We start from the raw sequence: 13,888 nt of genomic DNA on the forward strand, positions 1-13,888 counted from the left end.
CTGTACTCAGGGGAGCGTGGGATGAATTATGGGCAATGAGGAATTGACCTACAAGCGGCATTAAACGCAGTTTAATCAGCAATGTTGGTCGATGACGAATTGCCTATTTCAGGGATTTTTAATGAGTCAATAAGGTCTTCAATAACGCGAGTCATTGTCGTATCCTTTATTGCTGCATATAGTCGTAGCTTATTTAATCTGCGTTCACTCATTCGCATTTTAAACCATTTTGCCTTCATTTTTGTACCCACTAATTACCTACATTTTGCGATATTATCAGATAACAAGGAGGTGATTAAAAATGTTGAAAGCAGTTAAGGTCAGGCTATACCCAACAACTGAGCAACGAGAAAGTCTAGCCAGATCGTTTGGCTGTGCAAGGTGGTATTGGAACTATGCACTTAATGCTTGCATTCAAAACTATGAACCAACTGGAAAGTCATTAAAGATGAGTGTGTACAAGGGTTTACTGCCTCGGTTAAAATTGGAGTACCCTTGGTTAAAGCAAGATTGCTATTCGTCAGTTTTGCAGTGCGTAGCTATTAACCTAAACAAAGCTTACAAAAACTTTTTTGATGGACGAGCTAAATTTCCTCAGTTTAAATCAAAATTTGATAAGCAGTCTATTCAGTATCCGCAAAACGTCACTGTTGTAGATAATAATCTGAAGATTCCTAAGATTGGTGAAGTTAAAGCCGTATTTCATAGAGTATTTAAGGGAATAATTAAAACTGTCACCATCAGTAAAACTGCTACTGACAAGTACTTTGCCTCAATTCTGGTTGAGGTTGAATGCAGCAACGATAAATTAAGTAGAGATAAAATACTCGGTATTGATCTTGGGCTAAAGGATTTTGCCATTGTCCATGACGGGGAAGGATTTACTAAGTATTCCCACCCTAAACACCTGAAATGTCACCAGAGAAATCTATCCCGGAAACAGAAAAAATTTGCCCGTAAAGTCAAAGGGAGTAAATCAAGACACAAACACAAAAAACTAGTGGCGAAGGTTCACGAGAGAGTATCAAATTCCCGTCAAGATTTTCTGCATAAACTCAGCAGAAAGTTGGTTAATGAAAGTCAAATTATTGTTGTGGAAAACCTTCACATCAAGGGAATGGTACGGAACCGGAAGCTATCTAAAAGTATATCCGATGTAGGTTGGGGGATGTTCATCAATTTCCTTGATTACAAGTTAAAAGACTCGTTTGGTCAGCTTGTTGAAATAGATAGATTTTTCCCCAGTTCAAAAACTTGTTCGTGTTGTGGTCATGTTGTTGATAAGTTGTCGCTAGATATCAGAGAGTGGGATTGTCCGAAGTGTAAATCTCATCACGATAGGGACTCTAACGCCAGCCAGAACATCAGAACAGAAGGTATTCGGATATTATCTCTGGACGGAGGGAACCCCGTTCTTGCCGAGTTGAGGCGAAGTAAGACCAAGAAGCCGCAAGGTGGAAAGGCATTTGTCGATGAAACCGGAAGCCCACACCCTATCTGTACTCAGATGGGTGTTGGGTAGTTCACCGCATTCCCTCAAGAAAATTACGGAAGTTAAAAAAATCATTTAGGATTGCTATATGCTTTCAGCAACTACCTAGACCTCTTGCAAAAATATGTTTACAAGAGGGGAGAACGGGAAAAGGTGAAAGGGAAAGGGTTTTTTCTTACCCTTTTCCCCACTTCTGCAAGAAGTCTACTGAATCAACCATAAATTGGTAAACAAAAGTAAATCTTCCTTTGATTACTCGTGTTCAAGAACATAACGAGAAAATAGCTATTCTCGTTGGCAAAGGCTGAGCCAACGCTACGCGTATGTCTGCTAAATATGAGGGGCGATTTCCTTTGGGAGCTTCACGCACTTTCGGCTACTGGAAATTTCAGATGCTTGAGCGATCGCCTGCACTATGATCTACTTTTCAAGAATCCTCAAACTCTTAAAGATGCAGAACAGTTTCAAATTGCGATCGCAGCCTGTAAAACTTGTCAAAAAATATATATGGAGTCAAGCAGATAGCTTAATTTGGTGATTTGCTTCAGGGCGATTGCTTCTTTTGTAAGTTCTTAAAATAAGCGATCGCTCCTAATGATGGTTGGGAAATGAAGGAAAGTTTACCAACGAATCGCGCCACTAGCGAGATTACAGAAGACTGAGCACTCAGGACTCTGAAGAAACTGGTATCGCAACACTTTGCCAATAATATAGTTAAAATGAAAATCCTTCTTCCCCTTTCCCCCATTCCCCTGCTTTCTCTCTAAGCTGTGAAGCCACCATCAATGTTCAAGCTGGCACCAGTGATGTAAGCAGCCTCGCTACTGGCAAGATAGGAAACCATACCTGCAATCTCGTCACTTTGTCCGTAGCGACCGAGGGCTATTATTCGTTTCAAGTTGTCAGCAAAGGGGCCGTTCGCTGGGTTCATGTCGGTGTCAATGGGGCCGGGCTGAATATTGTTGACTGTGATACCGCGAGATCCCAGATCGCGGGCAAGACCACGAGTAAAACTGGCGATCGCACCTTTGGTTAAGGCGTAAACAGAGCCGCCAACAAAAGGAACGGAGTCACTGTTGATGCTACCAATCATGATGATTCTCCCGCCCTCGCCCATGTGGCGAACAGCTTCTTGGGTGGCGACAAACACACCCTTGATGTTAACTGCAACCAGCCGATCAAAATCATCTAGGGAGAATTGGTCGATTGGGGCTAAGACAGCAACCCCCGCATTGTTCACAAGAATATCAAGACGACCAAAGGCTTTCACTGTCTCGGCGACGGCGTTTTTCACTGCTGCGACATCGCTACTGTCGGCGCGGATAGCCAGAGATTTACCACCTGCTGATTCAATGGTGCGCACAACTTCGTCGGCTTTTTGTGGCGAACTGGTGTATGTGAGGGCGACTGTTGCGCCATCATCGGCGAGACGTTTGGCGATCGCTGCTCCTAAACCACGCGATCCGCCTGTGATCAATGCAACTTTCCCTGTTAGTTTATTTGCCATGATTGGATTAGTAAAATGTGTTTTATACCGTTCGGTAGATAAAGTATAGCTTACTTGAAAAAGCAAGTCAATTAGGCTAATATATCGATAGGTATAATAATCAGAAATTACTCTAATGAGCGGTCGTCCTCGGCTCTTCGACATTGATAAAGCTTTAGACCAGGCACTAAAGGTGTTCTGGCGCAAAGGTTACGAAGGCACCTCTCTGTCAGATTTGACTGAGGCTTTAGGCATCACTCGCCCCAGTCTGTATGCGGCCTTTGGTAACAAAGAAGACTTGTTTCGCAAAGCACTGGATCGCTACGTCGAGGGGCCAGCATCCTACATCAGTGAAGCGATCGCCGAGCCAACTGCACGGGCTGTTGTTGAACGGCTGCTCAGTGGAGCTATCGATCTGCTAACTGACCCACGCAACCCAGGCGGATGTCTGATAGTCCAGGGTGCGATCGCTTGCTCGGAAGAATCCGACACCATCCGCCGGGAACTGGTAGCGCGCCGTGCTGCGGGTAAAGCGGCAATCCACCAGCGCTTGAAGCGAGCTATCTTAGAAGGTGACTTACCAACCGATGCAGACCCCGCAGATATGGCAAGCTACCTCGCGACAATCATTCATGGAATGGCAGTCCAAGCAGCCAGTGGTGCCAGCCGCGAGGAGTTGCAACGAGTTGCAGAGATGGCATTGCGAGCGTTACCAGGGTGATAGACCACAGTGCAACACTTTGACTGTGCGGTTTCAACAGACTCAAAGCTTGCTGACTCTGCAACAGCGTTTAAGCAGGTGATTGTGCCTTTGCGGATGCGATGACTGTCCGACAAATTTAGGGACTTGCAAGCACCCAAGCTTCCCCAGGCTTCCTTTTTGGTCAGGTTTTACTTTCTCCGTAATTTTACTGAATTAAAAATCAATTTTTAAAAATAGAAAAAATAGTTTGGTAATTATACGATGTTTTTCTCTGAAGATAGTTGTAGTTTTAAAGGGGCAACAAATTGATGAAGGAAATTTGAGCAATGAATTTATTAAATAAAGGTCAATTGAATCACAGTTTATTAAACCAGCTACGCTCTCAAATTGATGGGATAGAAATACATGATTATAATCTGGCTAAACTATTATGCAAAATCATCCCCTCCCATTGTCCTTTTGCAAAAACAGTCACAATATTAGGCCATACAATATTTCAGATCCCACCTCTGTGTAAACTGAACCCCTTTTATGAAGAAGTCATTGGTCTTCGTTTTAAGTGTTTATCATATTTAGTAGATGTATGTGGTGAGGATGTGACAAAATATTGCTAATTATAGGTTTCATCAACAACTAGAAAGGATATCCCGACGATATTTTTGGAGATGGATTCTAATGCTGTCTTACACAAGGGTACACTTAAGCAATCACTGTAAATTCACATAGATTGCAAATAGTTTCTCGAAAAATTCAGTAGATTCTCTTATTTCAAAAGAGTGTGCCCCTCAGTAGAATATAGGCAAATACAGTCAGTTGGTTTCTGTAGTTACTTATCTGAGTATGGTAGTTGCAGCAGAAAACAACTTATAGGTAACTTTTATAACTAGCTATTGGGGAAATATAACCCCATCAAAAGCCCGGTCATGATGACTGGGCTTTTGATGTAAAAAGGCATGAATATCATCTAATACCAATTTGAAAAAAGAATGCGACAGATGGTAGGGGCATGGCACTGCCCATAGGTGTCAACTTAAGCCGAAAGCTATATCGGGCAAGCGTTGTACAAATCCCCCACGCCCTCATCCCCTAACCCCTTCTCCCCAAGGAGAAGGGGAATTGAATCTCTAGCTCCCCTCTCCCCTGGGGAGAGGGGCTGGGGGTGAGGGCGAAACCTTTTCACCAAGCGGGTTTCATGTTAAGTTGACACGTATGGGCACTGCCGTGCCCTCTAGAATATATTGATGTGTCGCAAACATTATTTGAATTGGTATAAGAGTATTCCAAGTAAAAAAATGCCCAGTTGTCATTGCGAGCGAAGCGAAGCAATGACGGGTTTTGGATCATTTATTTTATGGAACACTCTAAGTAAGTCGGCGGGAATAAACCAAACTATGTTGCGCAATGTAAACATGCTTGAAACCCTTACCAATGACCAATGACAAATGACAGACCTCGCCAGTTGTCTTTAATTGCGCCGACCTACTTAAGAACAAACACGCTATTGTTGTGTTTGCTGATGTCGAGGTTCACAAAAGGATTCTGTTACAAAAATGGTTGTGTTACAAAAACTGAATAAGTTGCGCACATTCTGGTTCCATTAGACTCAGCAGAGTGTCTAGTCTAGGGGACTGCACTCTGTCAGAGTTTAGTCTAGCTTATCGCCCTTTTGCCTTAGGGCTTGGCGATCGCTCCTTTAAGTCGTCTAAGTATATTCTCGCAATTGTTCGGTAAAGAATGCTGTAACTCAAACAACCGCGATAACTAATAAATGTTGAAGGCGATAATACCAATCAATACAGCAAGACCTAAGGCTCTGCGAAAATAATTAACGCCGTCAAATAATTCCAGCCAAGCCCAAGTAAACAAGGAGCCATTTGCCACTACATGTAATACTGTATTGATTGTGCCACTGGTAAAGATTAAAGCTAGTAAACTAGTTACTATCCAAACAATCAGTGGTAGGTTTGGCATCTGCGCTATCACAACGTTGCCATTGCTGTCACGGAAGGTTTTATCAATTAATGTGTTTTCCATCATGTTCAGTTGCCAGTTGGCTAAAAATTACTAACTTAGAGAATTACCGGGTGACCTATTAAGAATAGGCGGTAATTTTCTTGCCATCTTTTATTAGCATTTAAACATTTAGGTAAATCCCTTTCCCAGCATCTAAATGCTGAGATAAAAGTGGTAAAACATATTCATATATGAGTATATTGAAAGGCATACAAAACCCGCTAATCTATTGCTGCTTACTGTCTTGATAACAAAACCACAGATAGAGAATCTTTTAGCTTTGAGAATGTAACTCATCTGATCGAGTCTCCCTTTTGGAAAAGGGAAAAGGTTAAGGGGTGAGGGGGAAAGGTTTGAATGGGCCCTTTTCCCTTTCCCCTTTCCCCCTTAACCGAACCGTATTGAGAGTTATATGATTAATTTTTCTCCGTCATGTACATACAATCTGCTTTATGTTACGAAACGTAAAGAGACTTGAAATCCTTACCAATGACAAATGATCAATCATCTTCAGATTTAGCTGGATGTCTCCCAGAAACGATAATAAAACCAACAGAATCTAGGCGAATGGTAGGATGACGAATTCCTTCGATAATTACTTGATTTAATTTCGTTTCGTTATTGAGTTCTTGCTCCAGTACCGGATCAGAAATTTGCTCTTGGTTAAGATGTCGGTTGAGACGCAGACGCAATTGGTCTAGTCTCTTAGCTAATTCCTTTTCAGCCAGGGTAGCCCTATTTTCGCATAATGTAATAAATTCAGGACGCTGACTGAGTAATTCTAAAGACTGGCGATGGGCTTGATAGCAAAATTCTTGCCAATTGCTAGACTCAATGAAGTCATCAAGAATAGATAACCGACCTTTGGCTATGTTGTAATCTCGGGATTTAGCCCCTTTACCTTTATAAGGACGTTGCAGGATATTTAAAAGTGTTTCATCTGCAACAGCAGACATTGGTTGCGATCGCGCATCAATAAATACACTTTCTACAATTGGCGGGAATAAGCCATCTACGCGTCTTTGAAAAATTTTAGATTTTGGAGTAGTTTCTGTGTTATTTGTTAAATTTGTTTCAATAACAAAATTAAATCGGAAACCATACCACTCTTCACCTTCTCCTGCGTCCCAAGTTTCCTCCACTCGCCACATTGCAAAAGCTTTACCCCGATCATCCCAATTAATATAAGATGATAGTGCTTCTACAAATTTCTCCCCAATGCGGAAGAGTTTCACAGCAGGCTGTTGATTTGCTACCTCACGGTTAAAAGTCCCAAAGTCTTCTAAGATACCGGCAAAATTGCTGCTCAAATCATCTGCGGGAATTAATGTGTTTTCGGTAGGTTTATAACGCTTCAGTGTTGATACATTAGGATTAGCGATCGGTTTAAAGTTCAACGCCTGACAAATCCAATTTTCAGTTATTTGCTGGATTTCTTGATGACGAGCATCATAATCGTTTAAAGCTTGAAAATATTGATGAGCGTTATCATCTAGAGCATCTATTTCATCTAGGGTATTTTGTTCGCTAATTTTTACTTGTTCTTGGGCAATTTCTTTTTGAATTAATTCAATACTGTCTAAGATGCCATTTGCACCAGATTTAAAGAGGATTTCGGCTAAGACTGGTAATTTTTCCTCAACATAAAACTGGAGATTAGCAATAGATTGCCCAAAAATATTAAACCCTTCTTTTAATAACCGATACCATGCATCATGGAGACTATCCGGTAAGTCTACGCCAGCAAATACTGTCAACTCAACATTCAATGGTCGATCAATCCGGTTTATCTTCCCAATTCTTTGTTCTAGACGACTTGGCGACCAAGGCAAGTCAAAATAGATCATGTAGTTGGTAAATTCTAAGTTATGACCTTCTTCGGCGCAGGAGTCGCAAACTAAAATAAAGCATTTGGGGTCTTGTTTAAACCGATTTATGTTCTTTTCTACTTGAGCGGGAGTTTGTCCAAGTTGATGACTGAAAACAGTTCCCTCACCAAAATTATTGCTCAAGTAACGGACAATTTCGGCACAAGTTTGCACAAAGCTAGTAAATACCACAATTTTTGGCAAACTGTCTCCGGGTATCGGTCTTTTTATCCGTTGTTGAACCTCTGCAAGCAATTTCGTCCCGTTAAATTTCAAGGATTGTAATTTTAAAGGTTCGCAGAGTTGATAGAGGATAACTGTCTTGAGTAATTCCAGGCGATCGCCATCCTCTGAAGGTTGTTCGATAATTCGCAGCAGGCTTTGCAATATCTCTGCTTCTTCAGCAAATTTCGCAGTTTCTGTGAGGATGCGCACACTATCAGCACCAAATTCCCCAATTAAATCCCCAATGGCTAAACCTTTTAACCGTGCTTGAATTACTTGTTTGAAAATACCCAACCACGTACCAGAAGCACGGAAGAACAAGAGCAAAATTTGGTGATATTGTTGCTCATCAGGAGCTTGATTCCGCCACTGTTCAATTAGTTCATGGATGTCAGGCGATCGCTCATCTAAATCGTACTCTGCTCTGAGTGTAATATTCCGCTCAGAAATGACATTTTCTACAGAAGCGCGACGATTGCGCAGCATCCTTCTGTGAAGTCTGTAGGTATCACTAATATGGGTACGAATTGCCTGGACAATTTCCATTGTATTGCCGGCTTTTGCTTGTAAACTATTCTCTAGCTTGTCTAGCAATTCCAGTAAATACTGGTCTGGCGCAAATAGGTTACGGAGTTGCTTGAGATTAGTTTGCAGGAGGGAAGAGTTTGCATCTTCTGTAAATGACAGCAGAATTAGACCAATATCTTGGCGTTTTACTACCCGTTCACGAAAACCTGCTAAGTCATGAAGTTGATAAGTTTTCGGGTCAAGCAGATGCAGCATTGCGAGAAAATCTTGCTCATGGTTGAGAACCGGGGTAGGCGATAATAGAAGCAAGCGATCGCTTTTATGGGCAAGATTTTTGCAAGTCTCAAAACGCTGGCGCATTGCTGTATCCCTAGAAGTCGCCATTCCTGCAATTTCGTGCGCTTCATCTAAAATTAGCAAGCCAATACTTGCTTTCGGGTTGATTCTGTGCATATCCTCAACCGCCAACACCGCTACCCGCTTGGGAAAGTGGGAGACGTAAAACTTATTTTCTAATTCCTGCTGCCATTGTGGAAGTAAATATTGCGGAACTAGCACTACCGCGCGTCCAGAAGGTTCATCCAATAAATATTGACGCAGAATCGCACCAGCTTCGATGGTTTTTCCTAATCCCGCTTCATCCGCTAGCAGGTAACGTTGAATCGGATCTTCGAGTACACGACGGACAACTTCGACTTGATGTGGATAAAGCTGAATATTGGCGGAAATTAATCCCGTCATTCCCCGACTCACAGCCTGTTGTACAATTAGGGATTTCACCAAAGCAAAGCGTCTATCGTGGAAGTATGGCGTTTCTTGCGCCTTCATTGCCAAAGTTTCGATCGGGTCTGTTTGCGGTAAACGACAACGGACGTATATTTGCTGTTCGCTGACTATAATCGTCTTTTTATCAGGTAAGTCAACGCGATATTGACGAACTTCCTCATCCCACTCGTAAATTCTGCCAATCAGCCATGATTCTTGGCCTTCCGGGCAAATATAGCATCGAGTTTGGCACTCAAGTTTACACTGAGATAGGGAATTTAAGGGTAAACTTTCTTTTTTGCGTTGTCCTATTGAGCAAAAATACTCAACTATTGCCTGAGTATTAGATATCTCAATTACCTTCCCTATGCCCAAGTTGTTGTTTCGGGAACGTACCAACGAACCAAATTTTATCATACTCCTAGCCCACTAAGTACGTTTCCATTAACCTTTATCTAGCACCCATATAGCTTACTGTATCCGCGTGCTTTTTGCTTTTTCCCAGATAGCTTGTCTTACACACAGACACAGTGAATGGGAAGCCCAGCATAATCTAAACTCAAGCAACAGCACAATCTCTTATTTTACCATTTATTGATATTGTCTACCCTAGAAGCGCGAGGATTATTCCTTCATTGCCCCAACTTGCAATAGACAGAATAAAGTCTTAGTATTATATTTTGTGCTAATTTTTACTTGAGTTTGGCAAAATAGACCAAATTTTAGCGATTAATCGCTATCCTAACACAATGCTGCGCAGCGATCGCAACTTAACTGCAAAATCTAGCGTTCACCATACTCCATCCCATTAGCCGCAGCATAGCGATGCATAAATCGCATAAATCTTTCCCAGCGATCGTCCTGCTCAATTTCTAATTTACACTCAACTCGTTGTAGTTCATCCCCTTCATCACCGCCAAAAATGAAGCGAGTAGAAGCTGGTGTAATATTTATTTCGCCTTCTTCATCAGTTAAACGCAAGGAATTCAAAGATGTTTTCGTAAAGCTATTTAACCCTTCCAAAGCCTGCAATTTCTCGAAAAACATCACAACTATGCGCTTACCAGTGCGGACTTCGCGGCGCAAACTGACATTACTGAGTTCTTCAAAAAGTCCGGCAAAAAATTCAATTGACGGTGTAGTTGATTCCATAGGAAATTAGTCATTAGTCATTGGTCATTTGTCATTGGGAATAAAACTCCCCACACTCCCCACACTTCCCACACTTCCCACACTTCCTCATCTCCCTTCCCTTGTCCCCCTTGTCCCCCTTGTCTCCCTGCCCTCTACCTACCTGGGTGGATAATATTGGGGGTTCATCATTGGAGATTGTGGATAAACAGGGTTAGGCATCGGGTTTACCATGCTGTTAGGATAAGGAACCATGACTGGGGGCGGATAACCATTCATGGGTAAAGTGTTAACTGTACTGTTGGGTATAGGAGGAGCCATCACTGGTGACTGATAACCTGTTGGTGGCATATTGGTTGTTGGTATATTGGTTGTTGGCATATTGGTTGCCGGCATATTGGTTGCTGGCATATTAGGTGTTGTGCCATTAGGTATCAGAGTATTTTGGCTAAATTGCTGGTAAGCGGCGCGAGAAATGGCGCTAATCAGTTTTTCGGCACGGGGGTCGTTGTTGGGTCGTTGTACCATGACTGCGGCGATGTAGCGTTTGCCACTAGGGATATCAACTAAACCTGCATCTGCTAACATTGTGCCAATATCGCCTGTTTTGTGGGCAATAGTAGCGCCTGCTCCTAAACCGGATGGGAGTAGAGTGTCTTTCTGGGTTTGGCGCATGATATCCAGTAGACGATCGCGCGATCGCATACTCACCAAATTCCCCTGATTTACCATCGCCATCAAGGTTGCTAATTCTTTGGGACTAGTAGTATTTGTCCCTTGTAAATCTGGGAGTTGATTGCGAATGGCTGTAGTTGTTAAACCCCAACTGCGGAACCGCTGATTCAGCGCTTCGATTCCTCCCAGTCGGGCAATCAGCATATTCGTAGCTGTATTGTCGCTGATGGTAATCATTTTACTAGCGACTTCTAAAGCTGTGTATTGGGTTCCCGCTGGCTTGTATTGCATATTACCGGAACCACCAGCAATCATCTGCTGCTGCATGGTCAGCATTTCATCGAGGCGGATTTTCCCTGCATCCAAATCTTGGAAGAAAGCCACCAAAATCGGGACTTTAATTGTACTAGCTGCGGGAAAACTGGCGGCGCTATTTATATCTACGTAACTACCTGTATCCAAATCAACTAACAACACTCCTGGTGCCAGATTTGGATTTGCCGCTGTCAGACTTTGTACGGCAGTTTTTAAGGGGATAATTTCCTGAGACAAATATAAGCCAGAAGGCGTTGCCGCAGTTGGGGTTGCTTGGGGTTGGGATTGCCCTACATTGGTATTACCTGGGTTTGCAGAATTGGGAGTCATGTGACTAGCGGGGTCTAACACTGACAAAATCGTGCCCATAATCGCGCCGATCCCAACTCCCACAATCAGCAAGCGCATGGTATACAACAAAGTTCTGGCCATTGGCTTTAAACGTGTCTTACGCGATCGCCTGGTGTTTCTTGAAGACCCATGCCGCTCGACTCGCACTGTCTTCAACTTTACAGTACCAGATTGTACTTGAGGAGGCGCTACCTTTGTTTTGGGAATTGGTTTTACCGCAGCTGGCATTACTAGCCCTGTTTTTGGCCTGGATACCCTAGCAGCCATTGCGGAGGAGGGATTGTCAGTCTTTGTTACATATGTAATCTGGGGTTCTTTAGCGACACCACGCTTTTGATTAGGTACTTTGACTTTCTTAGCTTCCACTTTTTGAACTTTACGTGGACGCTGGCGGCGGTTTTCGGGTTGACGCCGTGAGAAAGCTCTTAGTTTGTCACTTGATTCTGACACCGCTACTCCTTGTGACCCACTCTATGGTTTTCCTGCTGACTCCCGACCCAAAACTCACTCCTCAAGTACTTTTATACTTTAATATTGAATTCACTTTTTGCCAGTAAGTAGCATTTTTGTGTTTAGTTTAAGCTATATTATCTATTTTGGGGAGATGAATGGGTACATATTAGCCTAAGTTGCTCTCTTTGATGAGGGGCAAAGGCAGGAGGGTACAAATAACTAATGACTCTTAGATATTTGACAACTGACCACTGACCACTGACTATTCACGATAATTTGTAATTGCCCATTCTATCTGCCGCAAAATCCCTCGCAACATCGCTACCTCAGTTGTTTGCAGGTGTGTACGATTATATAACTGACGAAATTTTTCCATGCGGCTAGTTGCAGTATGGGGATAAAGATAACCAATCTTTAACAGTAAAGATTCTAATTGTTGATAATAGGCTTCCAGCAAATCCCAAGGTGCGAGTTCCGGGGTTGATGGTGATTGAGTTGCTGGTGGCGCTGTACATTGTGCCAATTCATAACAGCAGATAGCCACCGCCGTAGCTAAATTCAAGGATTGATAACTTTCATGGGTGGGAATCTGCACAAACCGCTGCGCATAGTTTAATTCTTCATTGCTTAATCCTCGGTCTTCCCTACCAAAAATTAAAGCTACTGGTTGTTCTGGTTCTTCTAGTAACCAAGGTAAGGCGGTGCGGGGGTTTTCTAAAGGTGTTTCCCAACTGCTAACCCTACCGCTGGTGGCTATTACCCTGACACATCCTTGCAAGGCTTGGGGTAATGTCTGCACCACGATCGCCGATTCGAGAATTTCCTTAGCATGAACCGCCATTTTCATTGCGTCCGGCGAGTTGCGATCGCATTGGGGATTGACTATGACTAGCTGATTGAGTCCAAAATTTTTCATCGCCCGCGCGATCGCCCCCAGGTTTAATGGGCCTGCTGGCTCCACCAACACAATTTTTAACCCAGCTAATCCCATTTCTTACCTCCCACTATCCTACCTGAATATATTTGCCGAATAATTCAGAATTCTACGCATTTTTCCACAGATAGCGATCGCCAATAATTCAGCATGAACAGAAAAGTTAAGCTATTCTGCTTTTAAGTTGCACAATCCATCGTCAGGGCTGTCAACGGTCAACGGTCAACAGTCAACAGCCCTTATTAGTATTTATGCAATTTAGAACTCATGACCCATTACGGGTTGAATTTGGTGAAGAGGATAAAATTTCCATCGATTTAGGGGCAGAGCAACTTGTAGGAGCAGAAAAAGCTGAACAAAAAATAGCTGTAGAAATCAAAAGTTTTTTAAGTGATTCAGCTATTTTTGATTTTCATCTAGCTTTGGGACAATTTTTGAATTATCGTCTAGTTTTAGAAGACACAGAACCAGAACGTCTTCTATATTTAGCTGTTCCGCTTCAAGCCTATGAATCTTTTTTTAATCGAGATTTACCCAAAGCTTCCATTAAGAAATACCAAGTTAAATTAATAATTTATGATTCAATGAATGAGGTAATAGTCAAATGGATAAATTAACGAAGTATCGCCAATATATTCAGCAGTTATTGACAGAAGAATCTCAAGGAAAAACCATTGGTGGAGACATTGAATCACAAACAGTCTTTGATTTAGCCAACGATCGTTATTTATTAATTGACTTGGGATGGAATGGACATCGACGAATTTACAACTGTGTGCTTCATTTGGAAATTAGATCAGGTAAGATTTGGATTCAACGCAATCAAACAGATACACCAATTGCCGATAAACTAAGAGTAAAGGGTGCTGAGAAAGACGATATTATTCTGGGGCTTCAGCCTCCCTATGTTCGAGAATACACTGGATTTGGCGTTAGTTAAGACCATTGA

The 13,888-nt window shown here is 42.4% G+C and carries 11 protein-coding genes; 5 read left to right on the forward strand and 6 right to left on the reverse strand.

Going from position 1 to position 13,888, the window contains the following annotated elements; all coding sequences use genetic code 11:
- Positions 1 to 301: 301 nt before the first annotated feature.
- A complete protein-coding gene (locus AACU32_RS00310) occupies positions 302 to 1,522 on the forward strand; it encodes an RNA-guided endonuclease InsQ/TnpB family protein (RefSeq protein WP_339377359.1) in 1,221 nt (406 codons plus the stop codon).
- Positions 1,523 to 2,255: 733 nt separating this feature from the next.
- Here the strand turns inward: AACU32_RS00310 and AACU32_RS00315 are convergent.
- Positions 2,256 to 2,999, reverse strand: coding sequence for a 3-oxoacyl-ACP reductase family protein (locus AACU32_RS00315; RefSeq protein ID WP_096596765.1), 744 nt, complete (start codon positions 2,997 to 2,999; stop codon positions 2,256 to 2,258).
- A gap of 115 nt (positions 3,000 to 3,114) precedes the next feature.
- Here AACU32_RS00315 and AACU32_RS00320 point away from each other — a divergent pair, with 115 nt between their 5' ends.
- Both AACU32_RS00320 and AACU32_RS00325 read left to right on the forward strand, forming a co-directional pair.
- Positions 3,115 to 3,699, forward strand: a complete 585-nt coding sequence (locus AACU32_RS00320) for a TetR/AcrR family transcriptional regulator (RefSeq protein WP_096596767.1) — start codon at positions 3,115 to 3,117, stop codon at positions 3,697 to 3,699.
- A gap of 308 nt (positions 3,700 to 4,007) precedes the next feature.
- Complete coding sequence (locus tag AACU32_RS00325) at positions 4,008 to 4,295, forward strand: Mo-dependent nitrogenase C-terminal domain-containing protein (protein WP_096596769.1); 288 nt, start codon at positions 4,008 to 4,010, stop codon at positions 4,293 to 4,295.
- Positions 4,296 to 5,442: 1,147 nt separating this feature from the next.
- Here the strand turns inward: AACU32_RS00325 and AACU32_RS00330 are convergent.
- The 5 genes from AACU32_RS00330 to AACU32_RS00350 form a co-directional block, all read right to left on the reverse strand.
- The gene (locus tag AACU32_RS00330; protein WP_096596771.1) at positions 5,443 to 5,715 is read right to left on the reverse strand and encodes a hypothetical protein; all 273 of its coding nucleotides are present in this window, start codon (positions 5,713 to 5,715) and stop codon (positions 5,443 to 5,445) included.
- A gap of 479 nt (positions 5,716 to 6,194) precedes the next feature.
- A complete protein-coding gene (gene dpdE / locus AACU32_RS00335; protein WP_096596774.1) occupies positions 6,195 to 9,497 on the reverse strand; it encodes a protein DpdE in 3,303 nt (1,100 codons plus the stop codon).
- Between the two features lie 366 nt (positions 9,498 to 9,863).
- On the reverse strand, positions 9,864 to 10,232 hold the full coding sequence (psb28, locus tag AACU32_RS00340) for a photosystem II reaction center protein Psb28 (RefSeq protein WP_096596776.1): 369 nt from the start codon (positions 10,230 to 10,232) through the stop codon (positions 9,864 to 9,866).
- 138 nt (positions 10,233 to 10,370) lie between these two features.
- Positions 10,371 to 12,002, reverse strand: coding sequence for a serine hydrolase (locus AACU32_RS00345; RefSeq protein WP_096596778.1), 1,632 nt, complete (start codon positions 12,000 to 12,002; stop codon positions 10,371 to 10,373).
- Positions 12,003 to 12,267: 265 nt separating this feature from the next.
- A complete protein-coding gene (locus AACU32_RS00350) occupies positions 12,268 to 12,996 on the reverse strand; it encodes an RNA methyltransferase (RefSeq protein WP_096596781.1) in 729 nt (242 codons plus the stop codon).
- A gap of 194 nt (positions 12,997 to 13,190) precedes the next feature.
- Here AACU32_RS00350 and AACU32_RS00355 point away from each other — a divergent pair, with 194 nt between their 5' ends.
- The gene (locus tag AACU32_RS00355; RefSeq protein WP_096596783.1) at positions 13,191 to 13,556 is read left to right on the forward strand and encodes an element excision factor XisH family protein; all 366 of its coding nucleotides are present in this window, start codon (positions 13,191 to 13,193) and stop codon (positions 13,554 to 13,556) included.
- The gene (locus tag AACU32_RS00360) at positions 13,544 to 13,879 is read left to right on the forward strand and encodes a XisI protein (RefSeq protein ID WP_096596785.1); all 336 of its coding nucleotides are present in this window, start codon (positions 13,544 to 13,546) and stop codon (positions 13,877 to 13,879) included. The genes AACU32_RS00355 and AACU32_RS00360 overlap by 13 nt, the downstream gene beginning before the upstream one ends.
- Positions 13,880 to 13,888: the final 9 nt, after the last annotated feature.

The organism is Calothrix sp. NIES-2100 (genome assembly GCF_963875285.1).
GTDB lineage: Bacteria > Cyanobacteriota > Cyanobacteriia > Cyanobacteriales > Nostocaceae > Aulosira.

What these genes read in the sequence shown, in the direction of transcription:
- AACU32_RS00310 (WP_339377359.1), top strand. Translation starts at nt 302, where the DNA reads ATGTTGAAAGCAGTTAAGGTCAGGCTATACCCAACAACTGAGCAACGA.
- AACU32_RS00315 (WP_096596765.1), bottom strand. Translation starts at nt 2,999, where the DNA reads ATGGCAAATAAACTAACAGGGAAAGTTGCATTGATCACAGGCGGATCG.
- AACU32_RS00320 (WP_096596767.1), top strand. Translation starts at nt 3,115, where the DNA reads ATGAGCGGTCGTCCTCGGCTCTTCGACATTGATAAAGCTTTAGACCAG.
- AACU32_RS00325 (WP_096596769.1), top strand. Translation starts at nt 4,008, where the DNA reads ATGAATTTATTAAATAAAGGTCAATTGAATCACAGTTTATTAAACCAG.
- AACU32_RS00330 (WP_096596771.1), bottom strand. Translation starts at nt 5,715, where the DNA reads ATGGAAAACACATTAATTGATAAAACCTTCCGTGACAGCAATGGCAAC.
- dpdE (WP_096596774.1), bottom strand. Translation starts at nt 9,497, where the DNA reads ATGATAAAATTTGGTTCGTTGGTACGTTCCCGAAACAACAACTTGGGC.
- psb28 (WP_096596776.1), bottom strand. Translation starts at nt 10,232, where the DNA reads ATGGAATCAACTACACCGTCAATTGAATTTTTTGCCGGACTTTTTGAA.
- AACU32_RS00350 (WP_096596781.1), bottom strand. Translation starts at nt 12,996, where the DNA reads ATGGGATTAGCTGGGTTAAAAATTGTGTTGGTGGAGCCAGCAGGCCCA.
- AACU32_RS00355 (WP_096596783.1), top strand. Translation starts at nt 13,191, where the DNA reads ATGCAATTTAGAACTCATGACCCATTACGGGTTGAATTTGGTGAAGAG.
- AACU32_RS00360 (WP_096596785.1), top strand. Translation starts at nt 13,544, where the DNA reads ATGGATAAATTAACGAAGTATCGCCAATATATTCAGCAGTTATTGACA.